This is a genomic window from Pseudomonas sp., from assembly GCF_017744435.1.
Classification (GTDB): domain Bacteria; phylum Pseudomonadota; class Gammaproteobacteria; order Pseudomonadales; family Pseudomonadaceae; genus Aquipseudomonas.
On record NZ_JAGIBG010000007.1, the window covers coordinates 56,665 to 74,303 of the forward strand.

17 protein-coding genes are annotated in these 17,639 nt (G+C 65.6%); 1 reads left to right on the forward strand and 16 read right to left on the reverse strand.

Annotated features, from left to right (window positions below):
* Window positions 1-62: 62 nt before the first annotated feature.
* Window positions 63-677 carry a response regulator transcription factor gene (locus tag J7573_RS07100; RefSeq protein ID WP_294331447.1) on the reverse strand — a complete coding sequence of 205 codons (615 nt, stop codon included), beginning with the start codon at window positions 675-677 and terminating at the stop codon, window positions 63-65.
* Between the two features lie 116 nt (window positions 678-793).
* On the opposite strand from J7573_RS07100, the gene J7573_RS07105 reads away from it, so the two are divergent.
* Window positions 794-2,455, forward strand: a complete 1,662-nt coding sequence (locus tag J7573_RS07105) for a hybrid sensor histidine kinase/response regulator (protein WP_294331450.1) — start codon at window positions 794-796, stop codon at window positions 2,453-2,455.
* On the opposite strand, the gene J7573_RS07110 is transcribed toward J7573_RS07105, so the two are convergent.
* From J7573_RS07110 to paaG, 15 genes are all read right to left on the reverse strand, one after another.
* Window positions 2,442-2,741 carry a hypothetical protein gene (locus tag J7573_RS07110; protein WP_159410483.1) on the reverse strand — a complete coding sequence of 100 codons (300 nt, stop codon included), beginning with the start codon at window positions 2,739-2,741 and terminating at the stop codon, window positions 2,442-2,444. The two genes, J7573_RS07105 and J7573_RS07110, sit on opposite strands and share 14 nt — an antisense overlap.
* Before the next feature lie 214 nt (window positions 2,742-2,955).
* A complete protein-coding gene (gene paaZ / locus J7573_RS07115) occupies window positions 2,956-5,004 on the reverse strand; it encodes a phenylacetic acid degradation bifunctional protein PaaZ (RefSeq protein WP_294331456.1) in 2,049 nt (682 codons plus the stop codon).
* A 24-nt stretch (window positions 5,005-5,028) separates the two neighbouring features.
* Window positions 5,029-6,261, reverse strand: coding sequence for an OprD family porin (locus tag J7573_RS07120; protein ID WP_294331459.1), 1,233 nt, complete (start codon window positions 6,259-6,261; stop codon window positions 5,029-5,031).
* 27 nt (window positions 6,262-6,288) lie between these two features.
* The gene (locus tag J7573_RS07125) at window positions 6,289-7,851 is read right to left on the reverse strand and encodes a cation acetate symporter (protein WP_294331461.1); all 1,563 of its coding nucleotides are present in this window, start codon (window positions 7,849-7,851) and stop codon (window positions 6,289-6,291) included.
* Window positions 7,848-8,156: a DUF485 domain-containing protein gene (locus J7573_RS07130; RefSeq protein ID WP_110637637.1), complete on the reverse strand. Its 309-nt coding sequence runs from the start codon at window positions 8,154-8,156 to the stop codon at window positions 7,848-7,850. The genes J7573_RS07125 and J7573_RS07130 overlap by 4 nt, the downstream gene beginning before the upstream one ends.
* Before the next feature lie 181 nt (window positions 8,157-8,337).
* A complete protein-coding gene (gene paaE / locus J7573_RS07135; RefSeq protein ID WP_294331464.1) occupies window positions 8,338-9,414 on the reverse strand; it encodes a 1,2-phenylacetyl-CoA epoxidase subunit PaaE in 1,077 nt (358 codons plus the stop codon).
* Between the two features lie 15 nt (window positions 9,415-9,429).
* Entirely contained in the window at window positions 9,430-9,963 is a 534-nt protein-coding gene (gene paaD, locus J7573_RS07140; protein ID WP_294331467.1) for a 1,2-phenylacetyl-CoA epoxidase subunit PaaD, read from the reverse strand.
* On the reverse strand, window positions 9,950-10,708 hold the full coding sequence (gene paaC, locus J7573_RS07145; RefSeq protein WP_294331469.1) for a 1,2-phenylacetyl-CoA epoxidase subunit PaaC: 759 nt from the start codon (window positions 10,706-10,708) through the stop codon (window positions 9,950-9,952). The genes paaD and paaC overlap by 14 nt, the downstream gene beginning before the upstream one ends.
* A gap of 8 nt (window positions 10,709-10,716) precedes the next feature.
* On the reverse strand, window positions 10,717-10,998 hold the full coding sequence (gene paaB / locus J7573_RS07150; RefSeq protein ID WP_004374528.1) for a 1,2-phenylacetyl-CoA epoxidase subunit PaaB: 282 nt from the start codon (window positions 10,996-10,998) through the stop codon (window positions 10,717-10,719).
* A gap of 25 nt (window positions 10,999-11,023) precedes the next feature.
* Window positions 11,024-12,013 (reverse strand): 1,2-phenylacetyl-CoA epoxidase subunit PaaA, encoded by a 990-nt coding sequence (paaA, locus tag J7573_RS07155; protein WP_294331692.1) that lies wholly within the window; start codon window positions 12,011-12,013, stop codon window positions 11,024-11,026.
* Window positions 12,014-12,216: 203 nt separating this feature from the next.
* Window positions 12,217-13,536 (reverse strand): phenylacetate--CoA ligase PaaK, encoded by a 1,320-nt coding sequence (gene paaK / locus J7573_RS07160; protein WP_159410491.1) that lies wholly within the window; start codon window positions 13,534-13,536, stop codon window positions 12,217-12,219.
* Between the two features lie 113 nt (window positions 13,537-13,649).
* A complete protein-coding gene (gene pcaF / locus J7573_RS07165) occupies window positions 13,650-14,870 on the reverse strand; it encodes a 3-oxoadipyl-CoA thiolase (protein WP_294331700.1) in 1,221 nt (406 codons plus the stop codon).
* Window positions 14,863-15,318 carry a hydroxyphenylacetyl-CoA thioesterase PaaI gene (paaI, locus tag J7573_RS07170; protein ID WP_294331703.1) on the reverse strand — a complete coding sequence of 152 codons (456 nt, stop codon included), beginning with the start codon at window positions 15,316-15,318 and terminating at the stop codon, window positions 14,863-14,865. Before paaI ends, pcaF begins: the two co-directional genes overlap by 8 nt.
* On the reverse strand, window positions 15,311-16,828 hold the full coding sequence (gene paaH, locus J7573_RS07175) for a 3-hydroxyacyl-CoA dehydrogenase PaaH (protein ID WP_294331705.1): 1,518 nt from the start codon (window positions 16,826-16,828) through the stop codon (window positions 15,311-15,313). Before paaH ends, paaI begins: the two co-directional genes overlap by 8 nt.
* Before the next feature lie 2 nt (window positions 16,829-16,830).
* The gene (gene paaG / locus J7573_RS07180) at window positions 16,831-17,622 is read right to left on the reverse strand and encodes a 2-(1,2-epoxy-1,2-dihydrophenyl)acetyl-CoA isomerase PaaG (protein ID WP_294331710.1); all 792 of its coding nucleotides are present in this window, start codon (window positions 17,620-17,622) and stop codon (window positions 16,831-16,833) included.
* Window positions 17,623-17,639: the final 17 nt, after the last annotated feature.

Below are 17,639 nucleotides of genomic sequence, written 5' to 3' on the forward strand. Positions count from 1 at the left end.
ACTGAGAGTGGCTGGCACCCTGACCTGATCAGTCCAGACGCAGGCGATACCGACCAACGGCATCAGGTACCGCTGTACTTGACCGCAGCGGCGGTACGCGTGGTGACATTCAGCGCCTTGAGCAAAGACGACACATGAATGCGCACGGTGAACGGCGAGATGTCCAGGGCGCGGGCGATTTCCTTGTTGGTCTTGCCCTGGGCGATCAGGCGCAGCACCTCGTGCTGGCGGTGGGTGAGCTGTTCCAGCTCGCTGGCGCTGCCCAGGCACGGCAACAACCCCGAAGGGCTGTACCTGACCAGCACCTCGCCCTCGCGGATGGCCAGGATCGCCGCACCGAGCTCGTCAGGGGCGACGCTCTTGCCGATGAAGCCATCGACCCCACTGGCCATGACATGCTCGATCAGCGCCGGATCGTCGACCATCGACACGATGATCAGGGTGGTACGGCGCAACAATTGGCGCAGCTCGGCCAGCCGCTCGATGCAGTCGAGCCCCGGGAAGCGCAGGTCGAGAATCAGCGTGTCCGGTGCTTCGCCCTCGCGGGCCAGCGCCAACACCTGCTGCAGGTCGCCAGCTTCCTCGAGCTGCGCCTGTGGCAATACCCTTTGCACGGTGCGGACCATCGCTTCCCTGAACAATGGATGGTCGTCCGCCACGATGATGCGGCACGTCACGTCCTGATACTCCCTGTGAACGGCGGTTGTTCCGACCATGCTAAGTTAGCATTCGCCAACGGCAAGCGCTGCGCCAAACGGGCGGTTATGCGACCCCGTGCACAAGGACGTACACCATGGACTACAACAAGAACAACGAACTCGACCAGGCCAACCTGCGCGTCATCGTCGCCAGTTGCGCGCTGGTCTACATCACCGTACTGGGTTTCCTGCCGGGTGAATCGATCGACAGCTACCTGCCGGTGATCTACTACATCATCAGCTTCATCGTGCTGTCGATCGGCCTGCGCCAGGCCATCGCCCGCTGGCCGGGGCATTACCCGTGGCGGCGGGTGCTGGGCATCGTGCACGACTACACCGGCACCTGCTTCGGCCTGGTACTTGGCGGCGAAGCGGCGCTGCCGCTGTATGCGGTGATGGTCTGGGTCAACTTGGGCAACGGCATGCGCTTCGGCACCCGCTACCTGGCCATCGCCACGGTGCTGGCGTTGACCGCGCTGGTGGCGGTGTACCAGCTCAACCCGTACTGGCAGGCCAACCCGTTCATGGTGCTGATGCTGCTCACCACCAGTACGGTCATCCCGCTCTACGCCCATATGCTGCTGGAGCGCACGCGCAAGGCCTCGGAGCTGGCGATGGCCGCCACCCGGGAGAAGTCGCGCTTTCTGGCCCAGGCCAGCCATGACCTGCGCCAACCGATCCACTCCATCGGCCTGTTCACCGCCTGCCTGCGCGAAGCGCCGCTGGCCGAGCAGGAACGGCGCCTGGTGGACAGCATCGACCGCTCGCTGCTCAACGTGTCGCAGCTGTTCCGCTCGATCCTCGACCTGTACACGCTGGACAATGGCCGCGTGCAACCGAAGTACGAGGCCTTTGCATTGCATGATTTTCTCGCCGAACTGCTGCGCGAGAATGCCGAAGCGGCGCGCTGGGCCGGCGTCGAGATGCGCTTGCGTCCTTGCGCGCACTGGACCCGCGCCGACCGCGGCATGCTCGCGACCATGGTGCAGAACGTGCTGTCCAACAGCTTCAAGTACGCCGCCCAGCGGCCGCTGCTGATCGGTGTGCGGCGTCAGGGTGAAGCGCTGGCCATCGTGGTCTATGACCAGGGGCGCGGGATCGATGAGGTGCATCAGGGCTTGGTCTTCGAAGAGTTCTACCGGGTTCGGCAGGTGCGTGACAAGGACGTCGAAGGAGTTGGCCTGGGCCTTTCGATCATCAAGCGCCTGGGCCATTTGATGGGTTTGCAGGTGCAGCTGCGTTCTCGTGTCGGCCATGGTACGGCCGTCAGCCTGCAGGGCTTGCCGCGGCTGGCCGCACAACCATTGCCCCAACGTAGCGAACAGCACGGGTTGCAGGGTGCCATGCTCGGCGGCCTGAAGGTGTGCCTGGTGGAAGATGATCACAACGTGTTGCGTGCGACCTCGGCGCTGCTGCAGCGTTGGGGCTGCGAAGTTGAAGCGCATGGCTCACCCATGGGGCTGGTCAGCGAATGTGACGTGGTCGTCGCCGACTACGACCTGGGCCAGGAGGCCACCGGGGTCGATTGCATCGACAGCTTGCGGGCGCAGCGGGGCTGGGAAGTGCCGGCCTTGATCATGACCGGGCATGACCTGGAGAAGATCCAGGCGATCGTGCGGGGGCGCAATATCGCAATCCTGTCCAAGCCGGTGCGCCCGGCGGAATTGCGCGCGGCCCTGCGGGCCTTGCGCGAGGTGCCGGCGGCGCCGGTGCTGGAGCGTGGCGCCGGGGGCAGCGGCAGCATCACTGCAGGATGATCGCCTGGCCTTCCTTCAGGCAGGACGGGGTGGGCTCATAGAGGCCCATGCTGCCGACCGCGACGATGGCACCGCTGGGCATCTGGCAGTTGTATTCGCCCTTGGCGGTGGTAACGGTGTAGTAGGTGAGGGTGCTGTCGCTGCGCACGTTGGCGACTTTGCTGACCGGGGTATTGAGCGCGAATTCGGCGCGTTCCTTGAGGGTCTGGTCGGAAGGTTTGATGGTCTGGCAGCCGGCGACGGCGAACAGGACAGCGGCGCTCAGCAGGAGCTTGGCGGGTTTCATGGTGGATGGCTTCCTTGGCGTGGGGTGTGGCGGATGGCCGGACTATAGCGCCGAGGAGCGGGCAGGGCATTAGGGCGGATGTACGAGGTGGCTATGTGCCTTTATGTGGCGCCTGTACTGGCCTCTTCGCGGTTAAAGCCGCTCCCACAGGGACCGCACATACCCTGTGGGAGCGGCTTTAGCCGCGAAGAGGCCGGCACAGCCAACCCATTTGTTACTTCTTCAGCACCAGGGTCAGAATGTCATAGCTGGCCACCAACTCCCCCAGTTGATTGGTGACTTCCACATCCCAGGCCACCACCCCTTGCGGCTGCCCCAGCGGGCTGGTCTTGCCCTGGTCGATCTTGCGCTTGCAGGTCAGCCGCGCCTGAATCGTGTCACCGATCCCGACCGGGTTGATGAAGCGCAGGGTGTCCAGCCCGTAGTTGGCCAGCACCGGCCCGGCGCCTGGCGAGACGAACAGCCCGGCTGCGGCGGAGAGCACGAAGTAGCCATGGGCGATGCGCTTGCCGAACTGCGACTCCTTGGCCGCGATCTCGTCGAAGTGCATGTAGAAATGGTCGCCCGACAGGCAGCCAAAGTTGACCAGGTCGGCTTCGGTCACGGTGCGACGGTGGGTCAGCAGCGATTCACCGATACGCAGGTCGTCGAAGTAACGGCGGAACGGATGCACTTCGGTCTCGATCACTTCGGCGCCACGCACGTATTCGCCGGTGACGGCGGTCAGCATGCTGGGCGAGCCTTGCACCGCGGCGCGCTGCAGGTAGTGCTTGACCGCCCGCAGGCCGCCCAGCTCCTCGCCACCCCCGGCGCGGCCCGGGCCGCCGTGCTTGAGCTGCGGCAACGGCGAGCCGTGGCCGGTGGATTCCTTGGCAGCTTCACTGTCGAGCACCAGCAGGCGCCCGTGCCAAGCGGCGGCAACCGGGATGGCCTTGGCGGCGACGGCGCGGTCGGCGGTGACCAGGGTCGCCACCAGGCTGCCTTTGCCGCGGGCGGCCAGGGCCAACGCTTCATCCAGGTCGTCATAGGCCATCAGCGTGCTGACCGGGCCGAACGCCTCGATGTCATGGGCGCCGCCCTCGGCATGCGGGTCGCGGGCCTGGAGCAGGGTCGGGGCGAAGAACGCGCCTTCGGCGACGCCTTCACCACGCGGGGCAAAGCCATCGCTGGCGCCGAAAAGCTGATCACAGCTCAGCAGCAGGCTGCGCACACGCTCACCGACGTCGCGCTGCTGGTCATGGGAGGCCAGGGCGCCCATGCGCACGCCTTCTACCGATGGATCACCGACCACGACCTTGCTCAGGCGCTCGCGCAGGCGGCTAGCCACCGCATCGATGTGCCTGGCCGGGACGATGGCGCGGCGGATGGCGGTGCACTTCTGCCCGGCCTTGGTGGTCATTTCCCGCACCACTTCCTTGATGTACAGCTCGAACTCTTCGCTGTCCGGGCTGACATCCGGGCCGAGGATGGCGCAGTTGAGCGAATCGGCCTCGGCGGTGAACGGCACCGAGTTGCGGATCAGGTTGGGCGTGATGCGCAGTTTCGCGGCAGTGTCGGCGGAGCCGGTGAAGGTCACCACATCCTGGCCCTGCAGGCGGTCGAGCAGGTCGCCGGTGCTGCCGATCACCAGTTGCAGGCTGCCCGCCGGCAGCAGGCCGGAGTCGTTCATCAGGCGCACCACGGCTTCGGTCAGGTAGCTGGTCGAGGTGGCTGGCTTGACGATGCACGGCATGCCGGCCAGGAAGGTCGGCGCGAACTTCTCGAGCATGCCCCAGATCGGGAAGTTGAAGGCGTTGATGTGCACGGCGACGCCGGCGCGCGGCACCAGGATGTGGCTACCGGCGAAGTGGCCCTGTTTGCCCAGCGGGATCGCCGGCCCTTCGTGCACCAGGTTGCCCGACGGCAGTTCGCGGCTGCCAATGCCGGCGTAGCTGAACAGCGTGGCATTGCCGCCCTCGATGTCGATCCAGCTGTCGGCGCGGGTGGCACCGCTGTGGTGCGACAGGGCGTAGAGCTGTTCCTTGCGCTCGGCCAGGTACAGCGCCAGGGCCTTGAGGCGCTGTGCACGCTGCTGGAAGTCCATGGCCATCAGCTCGGCCAGGCCGCGTGCGCGGGCAAAGTCCACGGCTTCGGCGAAATCCGGGCGTTCTTCGTGGCTGTAGGCCAGGACATGGCCGTCCAGGGCGCTGCGCAGGGCCTGGGCGCCGTGCTGGCCGATCCAGCGGCCAGCAATGAAGCTCTGCAGGGTTGGGGCGTCAGACATGCTGTTTTCCTCTTGTGGGCGCTGTTACCACAGCGCCAGGGTGTAGCCGATGATCAGGCGGTTTTCGTCCACGGCGTTGGTCAGGCCATTGCCGGAACGGAAGGTGACGTTGCGCCAGCGCAGGCTGACGTCCTTGAACGGGCCGCTCTGGATGACGTAGGTGAGGTCGGTGTCGCGTTCGCGCTCACGGCCGTTACTGACCGTGGCGGTTTCGGCATGGCGGCCGTCGGTGTAGCGGGTCATGAAGCTCAGGCCGGGGATGCCCATGGCGACGAAGTCGTAGTCGTAGCGCAGCTGCCACGAGTCCAGCCCGGCGCGGGTGAAGGTGTTGTAGGTCACCAGGTTGACGGTGAACGGGTCGCCGCCATTGACGAACGGGAACGCACTGTCGCCGGACATCTGCTGCCAGGTGGCGGTGAACTTATGGGCCCGTACGCCGAGGGTGAACATGGCGTTGAAGTTGCGGTTGTCGATGTTGCCGGCGCGTTCGGCGCCGTCGTTGCGGCTGTCGAAGTAGCGCAGGTCGCTGCGCAGGCTCAGGCCTTCGCCCAGCGGGCGGGTGTCGATCAGGCCGACGAACTGCTGGCGGTAGATGTCTTCAAGCTTGGCGTAGTAATAGCTGACGCTGGTCTGCGGGGTGAGCGCGTAACTGCCACCGCCGAAGTCGAGGTGGTCGCTGGTCGCGGCGCCATAGCCCATGTCGTCGCGGCCGGACGAATCGCGCAGGTTGACCTTGCTCAGGCGCCCGGCGTTGACGGTCAGGCCGTCGATGTCCTGGCTGGTCAGCTGGCCACCCTGGAAGGTCGAGGCCAGCAGGCGGGTGTCGTTGTACACCACCACCGGCAGGATCGGCTGCAGGGTGCCCAGGCGCAGGGTGCTCTTGGACACGCGCACCTTGCCAGTCAGGCCCAGCTCGCTGTAGTCGTCGACCGGCTCATGGCTGTCCGGGCCGAACGGCAGCAGGCCGGTGTTGCGCCGGTCAGGGCTGGAGTCGAGCTTGACGCCCAGCTGGCCCATGGCATCAAGGCCGAAGCCGACCATGCCCTCGGTGAAGCCCGATTCCACTTTCGCGGTAAAGCCCTGGGCCCATTCCTCGGCCTTGGCCTGGGGCGCGTTGCTCTGGCGGAAGTCGCGGTTGATGTAGTGGTTGCGCAGCTCCAGCCGTGCGTGGCTGTCGTCGATGAAGTCCGCCAGGGCCGGGAGCGGCAGGGCGAGGGTGGCCAACCAGGCGGCCGATTTCAGGTGCGTTCGGTTCATTGTTGTTATACCCGACAGAGTCAAAGATCAGTGCTTGCTGGCGCCGGCGGCGCCGATACCGGTCATGGAGCGGATGAACTGCGCCAGGTAGCGGCCGCGTTCTTCCTTGGCCCGCTCCGAGCTGTCAGTGACCGAGAACGCCCAGGCGCTGAGGAATGCCAGGCTCATCGAGAACAGCGCCGGGTTGCTGTAGGGGAACAGTGCCGTTTCGTTGTGCAGCACGTTGACCCACACCGCAGGGCCGAGCACCACCAGCAGCACGGCCGACACCAGCCCGGCCATGCTGCCGCACACCGCGCCACGGGTGGTCAGGCCCTTCCAGAACATCGAAAGCAGCAGCACCGGGAAGTTGACCGAGGCCGCCACGGCCAGCACCAGGCCGGACAGGAAGGCGATGTTCTGCGACTCGAACACCAGGCCCAGCACCACCGCGAGCAGGCCGATCACCAAGGTGGCGATCCGCGATACGCGCATTTCTTCCTGCTCGGTAGCCTGGCCCTTGCGTACCACGCAGGCATACAGGTCGTGGGACACCGCAGAAGCACCGGACAGCGCCAGGCCAGCAACCACCGCCAGGATGGTGGCGAAGGCCACGGCGGAGATGAAGCCGAGGAACAGGTTGCCGCCCACAGCCTGGGCCAGGTGCACGGCGACCATGTTGCCGCCACCGATGATCGCGCCCGCCGCGTCGCGATACGCAGGTTCGGTACCGACCATGACGATGGCGCCGAAGCCGATGACGATCAGCAGCAGATAGAAGTAGCCGATGAAGCCAGTGGCGTAGAACACGCTCTTGCGCGCTTCCTTGGCATCACTGACGGTGAAGAAGCGCATCAGGATATGCGGCAGGCCAGCGGTGCCGAACATCATGCCCAGGCCCAGCGAAATCGCATCCACCGGGTTCGACAGCAGGCCGCCCGGGGCCATGATCGCCTGGCCCTTGGCATGCACCGCCACGGCGCTGGCGAACATCGCTTCGGTGCTGAAACCAAAGTGCTTGAGCACCATGAAGGCCATGAAACTGGTGCCGGACAGCAGCATCACCGCCTTGATGATCTGCACCCAGGTGGTGGCGAGCATGCCGCCAAAGGTGACGTAGGCGACCATCAGCACGCCGACCAGCATCACCGCATACAGGTAGCTGATGCCGAACAGCAGCTCGATCAGCTTGCCGGCGCCGACCATCTGCGCCACCAGGTACATCAGTGCCACCACCAGGGTGCCGAAGGCCGAGCTGAGGCGCACCGGAGTCTGTGCCAGGCGGTAGGAAACCACGTCGGCGAAGGTGTACTTGCCCAGGTTGCGCAGGCGCTCGGCGATCAGGAACAGGATGATCGGCCAGCCGGCCAGCACACCCAGGGCGTACAGCAGGCCGTCGTAGCCGTTCATGAACATCATGGCGGAAATGCCAAGGAATGACGCCGCGCTGATCATGTCCCCGGCAATCGCCAGGCCGTTCTGCATGCCGGTCAGGCCGCCGCCGGCGGTATAGAAGTCACTGGCCGAACGGGTGCGCAGGGCTGCCCAGCGGGTCACCAGCAAGGTGAAGCAGACGAACACCATGAACATCGAGATAGCAGTCCAGTTCATTGCGCGCACTCCTGCTTGAGCTTGTCATTGAGCGGGTCGAGCACGTTGTTGGCGCGGTGCACGTAGATGCCGGTAAGGGCGAAGGACAGCAGCACCATCAGCACGCCGACCAGCATGCCGACGGTGGTCACGCCGCCGCTCAGGGACTGGCCAAGGGTGCTGGGGGAGAACGCCACCAGCAGGACGAAGCCGTAGTAGATCACCAGCATGGCCAGGGTCAGGCTGCCGTTAAGGCGGCGCTTGCGCCGCACCAGGTGCTGGAAATCGGGGTGGTTGCTGATGCTTTCGATGTGTTCCGGGGTCATGGCAAGCGATCTCTTTTGTCTTGTAATTGTTGTAATCAGGTCACTTTGGGGTGTTGCTGATGGCCTCTTCGCGGGGCAAGTCGGATCGCCGCACCGCCGCTCCCACAGGTAATATGCAAGGCCTGAGGGCGGCGCTGTACCTGTGGGAGCGGGCTTGCCCCGCGAAGCAGGCGACGCGGTATCAGAGCTGGTCGAAGTCGAGCACCACCTTGTCGCTCACCGGGTAGGTCTGGCACGACAGCACATACCCGGCCGCCACTTCGTAGTCCTCCAGGGCATGGTTGCTGTCCATCTCCACTTCGCCCTCGATCACCCGGCACTTGCAGGTCGAGCACACGCCGGCCTTGCACGAGTAGGGCAGTTCGGCGCCGATGGCATTGCCGGCATCCAGCACGTTCTGGGTATTGCGCGGCAGGTCGAAGCTCAGTGCCCGGCCATCGCTGATCACGGTCACGTGGCTGAGCGCCGAGTCCACCTGGCGGGCGGCCTCGCGGGCTTCACGGCGGGCTTCGTTGCCGGCGGCAGCGAACAGCTCGAAGTGGATACGCTGCTTGGCCAGGCCGTTGGCCTGCAGGCTGTCACGCACCGTCTCGGTCATCGCCTGGGGGCCGCAGATGAACGCGGCATCCAGGCTGGAAACGTCCATCCAGCGCGAGAACAGCTGGCCGCACTTGTCGGCGTCGATGCGGCCGTTGTACAGGTCGACATCCTGCTGCTCGCGGCTGAACACGAAAATCAGGTTGAGGCGGTCGAGGTAACGGTTCTTCAGGTCTTCGAGCTTGTCGCGGAACAGCGCCCCGGAACTGGAGCGGTTGCCGTACAGCAGGGTGAAGCGGCTGTGTGGCTCGCTGGCCAGGGTGGTGGCGATGATCGACAGGATCGGCGTGATGCCACTGCCAGCGGCCACGCCCAGGTAGTTGCCCTGGCGCGCCGGGTCCAGCGGCACGAAGAAGCTGCCGGAGGGCGGCATCACTTCCAGCTGCTGGCCGGCCTTGAGCACTTCGTTGGCAAAGACCGAGAAACGCCCGCCGGGCACGCGCTTGACGGCCACCCGCAGCTCGCCATCCTGCACGGCGCTGCAGATGGAGTAGGAGCGGCGGACTTCTTCGTTGTCCAGCTGGGTGCGCATCACCAGGTACTGGCCCTGGGTGAAGCGGAAAGCCTCCTGCAGGTGCGCCGGTACGTCGAAGGCAATCGACACCGCATCACGGGTTTCGTTACGCACTTGCTTGATGGTCAGGCTGTGAAACTGGCTCATGGTGGTCTCCACGGCTCAAATGCATTTGAAATAGTCGAACGGCTCCAGGCACTCGCGGCAGCGGTACAGCGCCTTGCAGGCCGTGGAGCCGAACTGGCTGAGCAATTCGGTGTGGTGGCTGCCGCATTGCGGGCAGCACACCTCGGGGGCCTCGCCGAGCAGGCTGCGCTTGCTGGCGCTGCCTTGCGGCGGGGCTATGCCATAGGCACGCAGGCGTTCGCGGCCCAGTGCGCTGATCCAGTCGGTGCTCCAGGCCGGGGTCAGCCTGCGCTCCAGGTCTGGCGCGACGAACCCGGCCTGTTCCAGCGCCTGGCGAATATCGCCCTCGATCACCTCGGTGGCCGGGCAGCCGGAGTAGGTCGGCGTGACGACCAGGTGCAGGTGGCCTGCACGCCAGTCCAGGTCACGCACGATCCCCAGGTCGACCACGCTGACCACGGGCACTTCCGGGTCCATCACCTGGCCCAGCACCTCCCAGGCCCGCGCCAGGTCGTCGCCGCGCGGCGCACGGGCGCCGCGGTCACCGGCAATCAGTTCACCAGGTTGCATCGGGGTAGGCCCTTGGCAGGAACTGCATCTCGGCCAACAGCAGGCCCAGGTGCTCGGTGTGCAAGCCCTGGCGACCGTTCAGGTAGAAGTGGCTGGCGGCCTTGGGCAGCGGCAGCTCGACCGATTCGAAGGTCGCGCTCACCTGTTTCAGCCACGCCGCTCCAACCGCCGCCGGGTCAGCGGCAATGCCGGCCTGTGCCAGTTGCACCTCGTTGTCGCTGCCAGCGCTGAGCTCGACTGTGAAGCGCCACACGGCGGGGATCGCTTCCAGCATGCGCCGGCGGCTTTCGTCGGTGCCGCCACCCAGGCGCTGCACCCATTCGGCGGAGCGGCGCAGGTGATAGGTGACTTCTTTCAAGGCCTTGGCGGCAATGCCGGCGATACGCTCGTCGTTCGACTCGACCAGCCCCTGCAGCACGGCATGGTGCCAGGCGTCGTAAAGGAACTGCTTGGTCATGGTCACGGCGAAGTCGCCGTTGGGTTGTTCGACCAGCAGCAAGTTACGGAATGCGCGCTCGTCGCGGCGGAACGCCAGGGCATCGGCGTCGCGGCCGTCATCCAGCAGCTCGGCGGCGTAATCCAGCCAGTTGCGCGCCTGGCCCACCAGGTCGAGGCCGACGTTCATCAGCGCCAGTTCTTCTTCCAGGGCCGGCGCGTGGCCGCACCATTCGCACAGGCGCTGGCCCTGGATCAGGGCACTGTCGCCAAGCAGCAGCAAATACGGGATCAGATCGTGCTTGTGCATGGCCAACCTCACATGTGCCCGACTTCGTCGGGCAGTTCGTAGAAGCTGGCGTGGCGGTAGACCTTGTCGTCCGAAGGGGCGAACAGCGGGTCTTTCTCGTCGGGCGAGGAGGCGGTGATCAGTGCCGACGGCACCACCCACAGGCTCACGCCTTCGCTGCGGCGGGTGTACAGCTCGCGGGCGTTCTCGATGGCCATGGCGGCGTCGGCGGCATGCACGCTGCCGACATGCTTGTGGTTAAGGCCGTGCTTGCTGCGCACGAACACTTCGTAGAGGGTCCAGACAGACATTTTCGATCTCCGCATCAATCGCCGCTCAGGCGGCGTTCTTGTTCTGTTGCTTGCGTGCATAGGCCACGGCCGCTTCGCGTACCCAGGCGCCATCCTCGATGGCCTTGCGCCGGGTGGCGACGCGCTCCTGGTTGCACGGGCCGTTGCCCTTGATGACTTCGTAGAACTCGTCCCACTGGATTTCGCCGAAGTCGTAGTGGCCGCGCTCTGCGTTCCACTTCAGGTCGGGGTCGGGGGCGGTGCAGCCGAGCAGTTCGAGCTGGGGTACGGTCTGGTCGATGAAACGCTGGCGCAGCTCGTCGTTGGTCTGGCGCTTGATCTTCCAGGCCATCGACTGGGCGCTGTTGGGGGAATGCTCGTCGCTCGGGCCGAACATCATCAGCGCCGGCCACCAGAGGCGGTTGATGGCGTCCTGGACCATGTCCTTCTGCGCCTGGGTACCCTCGCGCATCATGGTCAGCAGCAGTTCGTAGCCCTGGCGCTGGTGGAAGCTCTCTTCCTTGCAGATGCGGATCATGGCGCGGGAGTAGGGGCCGTAGGAGGTGCGCTGCAGCACCACCTGGTTGACGATGGCAGCGCCATCGACCAGCCAGCCCACGGCGCCCATGTCGGCCCAGCTCAAGGTCGGGTAGTTGAAGATGCTCGAATACTTGGCCTTGCCGCTGTGCAGCTTGGCGACTTCCTCGTCGCGGTCGGCGCCGAGAGTTTCCATGGCGCTGTACAAGTACAGGCCGTGGCCGGCTTCGTCCTGGATCTTGGCCATCAGCTGCAGCTTGCGCTTGAGGCTGGGGGCACGGGTGACCCAGTTGCCTTCAGGCAGCATGCCGACGATTTCCGAGTGGGCGTGCTGGGAGATCTGCCGGATCAGGGTCTGGCGATAGGCCTCGGGCATCCAGTTCTTGGCTTCGATCTTGATTTCGGCGTCGATCTTTTCCTGGAAGTTGCGCTCTTCGGGCGACATCTCTTCCAGCGACTTGACGCGCTTGACTCCGGTTTCCACTAGCTGTGCGTACATGTTCCGACTCCTGCTAAGGCATGAGTCATTTGTAAGCGATACAAAACACAACGTCAAACAGTTTTATGTGTATCAAATAAGATTTATGTATCACATTCGGGCCCTTTCGCGGGCACGCCCGCTCCCACAGGGATCGCGTCGACCCGGAAACCAGGCAAAAAAAAGCCCCGGACGGTGCCGGGGCCGAAAAGGCAGCCGATGACTCAGCTGGCCAACCGTTTGTCGAACACATGGCACGCCTTGCCTTCGGAACGCTTGAGCGTGCCGCAGGGCTGCAGGAGCACCTGGGTGCTGATGCCGATATAGGTCTTGATCTGCTTGCTCAGCTCCCCGACCACCAGCTTGCGCTGCGACTCATCAAGGTGCTGGCATTCCGCACGCAATTCCACATGCACCTCGACACTGTCCAGGTTGCCATTGCGATACAGATGAATCTCATAAAGCTCTGAAAGCTGTTTTATTTTAAGCACCTGCTCCTCGATCTGTGTCGGGAACACGTTCACCCCGCGAATGATCAGCATGTCGTCACTGCGCCCGGTGATCTTGCCAATACGCCGCATCGGCCGCGCCGTGCCTGGCAGCAGGCGGGTCAGGTCGCGGGTGCGGTAGCGCACCATTGGCAGCGCCTCCTTGCTCAGCGAGGTGAACACCAGCTCGCCCAGTTGCCCGTCCGGCAGCACCGCACCGGTCACCGGGTCGATGATCTCGGGGTAGAAGTGGTCTTCCCAGATGGTCGGCCCATCCTTGGTCTCGATGCACTCCATGGCCACGCCCGGGCCCATGATTTCCGACAGGCCATAGATATCCAGGGCATCGATGCCCAGGCGCTGCTCGATGGAGCGGCGCAGCTCGTCGGTCCACGGCTCGGCGCCAAAGATGCCCAGGCGTAGCTTCAGGTCATGGGGGTCGATGCCCTGGCGCTCGATCTCGTCGGCGAGGTTGAGCATGTAGGATGGCGTGACCATGATGATGTCGGGCTGGAAATCGCGAATCAGCTGGACCTGCTTCTCGGTCTGGCCGCCGGACATGGGGATCACCGTGCAACCGAGGCGCTCGGCGCCGTAGTGCGCACCCAGGCCGCCGGTGAACAGGCCGTAGCCATAGGACACATGCACCTTGTCGCCCTTGCGCCCGCCCGCGGCACGGATCGAACGGGCAACCACGTTGGCCCAGGTGTCGATATCGTTCTGGGTGTAACCGACCACGGTCGGCTTGCCGGTAGTGCCGCTGGAGGCGTGCAGGCGCACCACCTCTTCCTGGGGCACGGCGAACATGCCGTAGGGGTAGTTGTCGCGCAGGTCGTTCTTGCCGGTGAAGGGGAACTTCGCCAGGTCGTCGAGGGATTTCAGGTCATCCGGGTGGGCGCCGGACTCGTCGAAGCGCTTGCGGTACAGCGGCACGTTGTCGTAGGCGTGCTTCAGGCTCCAGCGCAGCCGCTCCAGCTGGTGCTGGCGCAGGGCATCGATACTGGCGGTTTCCATCGGGTCCAGCAGGGCACGATCGGCATCATGGTACATGTTCATGGCTTCACTCGAATTGTTCTTGTACGTCGGCCGCTTGCCAGGGCAAGCGGCTTATCGTGAGTGTCATGGACGCAGCATAACGGGCCGCGTCGCGTTCGGTAACAAGCCTTTGGTCAGAGACGCTCGATGACCATGGCAATGCCTTGGCCAACGCCGATGCACATGGTGCACAGGGCATAGCGGCCGCTGGTTTGTTCAAGCTGGTGCAGGGCAGTGGTGACCAGCCGCGCACCGCTCATGCCCAGCGGGTGGCCCAGGGCGATGGCGCCGCCATTGGGGTTGACCCGTGGGTCGTCGTCGGCCAGGCCCAGTTCGCGCAGCACGGCCAGGCCTTGTGCGGCGAAGGCTTCATTGAGCTCGATGACGTCCATGTCGGCCAGCGCCAGGCCGGTCAGCTCCAGCACCTTGCGGGTTGCCGGTACCGGGCCGATGCCCATGATGCGTGGCTCGACACCGGCTACGGCCATGCCGACGATACGCCCGCGGGCCTTGAGGCCGTGGCGCTGGGCAGCTGCGCTGCTGGCCAGCAGCAGGGCACAGGCGCCGTCGTTGACGCCGGAAGCGTTGCCAGCCGTGACGCTGCCGCCCTGGCGGAACGGCGTGCCCAGCTTCGCCAGCTGTTCCAGGGTGGTATCGGCACGCGGGTGCTCGTCTTGCTCGACCCGAATGGCCGGGCCTTTGCGCTGGGCGATCTCGACCGGCACGATTTCCTGTGCCAGGCGGCCAATGGCCTGGGCGGCTGCCGCCTTGTGCTGGCTGCGCAAGGCAAAGGCGTCCTGGTCGGCACGGGAGATACCGAACTGTTCAGCGACGTTCTCTGCAGTTTCCGGCATCGAGTCGATGCCGTACTCGGCCTTCATCAGTTTGTTGACGAAACGCCAGCCGATGGTGGTGTCGAACAGCTCGGCGCTGCGGCCGAACGCTTGCTCCGACTTGCCCATGACGAACGGTGCGCGCGACATCGACTCGACGCCACCGGCCAGCATCAGCCCGGCCTCGCCACAGCGCAGGGCACGGGCAGCATTGCCGATGGCGTCCAGGCCCGAGCCGCACAGGCGGTTGATGGTGGTGCCCGGCACACTGATCGGCAGCCCGGCCAGCAGGCCGGCCATGCGCGCAACGTTGCGGTTGTCTTCACCGGCCTGGTTGGCGCAGCCAAGGATCACGTCGTCGATGGCCTGCCAGTCCAGCGCCGGGTGACGTGCGATCAGGGCCTTGATCGGCACGGCGGCCAGGTCGTCGGCACGGACGCTGCTCAACGCGCCGCCGTAACGACCGATGGGGGTGCGCACGGCATCGATGATCAGGGCATCGAGGGGCTTGGCTTCAATCATCTGGGGTCTCCTGCGCGAGCACGGTGCCGCGCACTTGGTAGGATTTGCCGCGGAACAGGGCGATCAGCTCGCCGCGCTGGTTTTCGATGCGCACGTCATACACGCCGGTACGGCCTTTACGGCTGAGCTCGATGGCCGAAGCGACGAGCAAGTCACCCGGCAGCGCTGCGGCGATGTAGTCGATGCTGCAGCCCTGGGCGACCGTGGCCTTGTCCTGGCTGTTACAGGCAAAGGCGAAGGCTGAGTCGGCCAGGGCGAACAGGAAGCCGCCGTGGCAGGTGCCATGGCCCTGCAGCATGTCGGCGCGCACCTTCATGTTCAGGCGCGCCCGGCCGGGCCCTACGTCGAGCAAGGCGATGCCCAGGCCCTGTGTGGCCTGGTCGCGGGAATACAGGGCGTCGGCACAGGCCTGGGCCAGCTCAGCGGGATTGCGCTGCAGGTCAGTCATGCAGGTTCGCTCCTTGTTCGGCGCTGCGGCGCAGCAGCAGGGAAGGCCGGTAGCGGCTTTCGCCGTAACTGGCTTGCAGGTTTTCCAGCACGCGCAGGGTGTAACCGACGCCAAGCTGCTCGGCCCAGGCCAACGGGCCGCGGGGGTAATTGACCCCGGCACACATGGCCAGGTCGATGTCGGCGGCGCTGCCAACGCCCTGCAACACTGCATCGGCCGCTTCGTTGGCGAGCATGGCAACGGTGCGCAGCACCACCAGCCCGGGCAGGTCGGCGATGCCGGTCACCTTCAGGCCGGCGCGCTGCAGCAGGGCCACCGCCTGGTCACGTGCCTCGGCCGTGGTGTCGGCCGACCAGCTGATGGCGATGCGTGTGGCGGCCTGGTAGTCCAGCGCGAGGTCGACCAGCACCAGGTTGCGCAGGCCGTCTTCACGGGCACGCTGGCTGGCCAGGCGGCCGTCGGACAGGGCCAAGGTGGCGTCACCAACGCGCAGCAGGCCGGTGCCCGCCCGCTCGGTGATGGCCAGGCCGCTGTCACGCAGGCGCGCGACCAGAGGGTGGAGGGCACCCAGGTGGCCTTCGACCACGCAGCATTCGGTACTTGCCTGGCTGTGCAATTCAGCGGCCGGCGGGCGTTCGGCGCCCTCGGCGTAGCTATAGAAGCCTTGGCCGGTCTTGCGTCCCAGGCGCCCGGCATCCACCAGCTCTTTCTGCACCAGCGAGGGCTGGAAACGGAAGTCGCCATAAAAGGCCTCGAATACCGAGCAGGTAACGGCGTAGTTGACGTCGTGGCCGATCAGGTCGGTCAGCTCGAACGCGCCCATGCGAAAACCGCCGGCATCCCGCAGCAGGGCATCCAGTGTCGCGCAATCGGCGGCGCCTTCCTGCAGCAGCCGCAGGCTTTCGGCATAGAACGGCCGAGCCACGCGGTTGACGATGAAACCCGGGGTAGAGCGCGTGTGCACGGGCTTCTTGCCCCAGGCCTTGGCGGTGTCATAGAGCGTGCTGGCAATGCCGGGCGCGGTCGCAAGGCCCGACACGATCTCCACCAGCGCCATCAGCGGCGCCGGGTTGAAGAAGTGCATGCCGACCACCTGTTGCGGCCGCTGCAGACCGGCCGCAAGGCTGGTGATCGACAGCGACGAGGTGTTGCTGGCGAGGATGCAGTCCTCGGCGCACAGGCCTTCCAGTTGCTGCAGCAGTTGCTGCTTGACCTGCAGGTTCTCGACGATGGCCTCGATCACCAGGCGGGCGTCGGCCAAGGTTTCGATCGCCTCTACCGGCTGCAGGCGGGCGCTGATGGCTTCGCGTGCTTGCGGCTGCAGTTTGCCTTTTTCTACCAGGCGCCCGAGCTGTCGATCGATGCCGGCGACCGCCTGGGCCGCAGCACCTGGGCGGTTGTCATAGAGTTTTACCGGGTGACCGGCCTGGGCGGCGACCTGGGCGATACCTGCCCCCATGGCGCCTGCGCCGATGACTGCTACCAGGGCGTTGCTGCTGAGTGCGCTCATGGTCAGCGGCCCTTGAATGCAGGTGTGCGCTTGTTCATGAAGGCGCTCACGCCTTCGCGGTAATCCTCGCTGCGCCCGGCCAACCTTTGCAGGTCGCGCTCAAGCTCCAGCTGCTGGTCGAAACTGTTGTCGAAGCTGGCGTTGAGGCTGCGTTTGATCAGGGCCAGGCCGTAAGTCGGCTGGCTGGCCAGGTGGCGGGCGAGGGCAAGGGCCTCGTCGCGCAGCTCGGCATCGTCCACCACGCGGTGGATCAAGCCCCAGCGCTCGGCCTGCTCCGCGCTCAGGCGCTCGCCAAGCATGGCCAGCGCCTTGGCCCGCGCCATGCCGACCAGCCGTGGCAGCAGCCAGGTACCGCCGGAGTCCGGCACCAGGCCGATCTTGCAGAAGGCCTGGATGAAGCTGGCCGAACGGGCGGCCAGCACCAGGTCGCAGGCCAGCGGGATGTTGGCACCGGCACCGGCAGCCACGCCATTGACGGCGCAGATGACCGGCAGCGGCAAGTCGCGCAGGGTACGCACCAGAGGGTTGTAGAACTTGTCGATGGACTCGCCCAGGTCGGGCATGGCCGCACCTGGGGCGACGTTGCGGTCGGACAGGTCCTGGCCGGCGCAGAAGCCGCGGCCTTCCCCGGTCAGCAGCAGGACCCGGGCCTCGCTGCTCTGGCGCACCTGCTTGAGGGCTTCGCGCACTTCCAGGTGCATCTGCGTGTTGAAGCTGTTCAGCTGCTCGGGGCGGTTCAGCGCGAGGAAGGCCACGCCGTCCTCGATGGAAAACACAATGTGCTCGAAAGTCATGACGGACTCGCTCGATC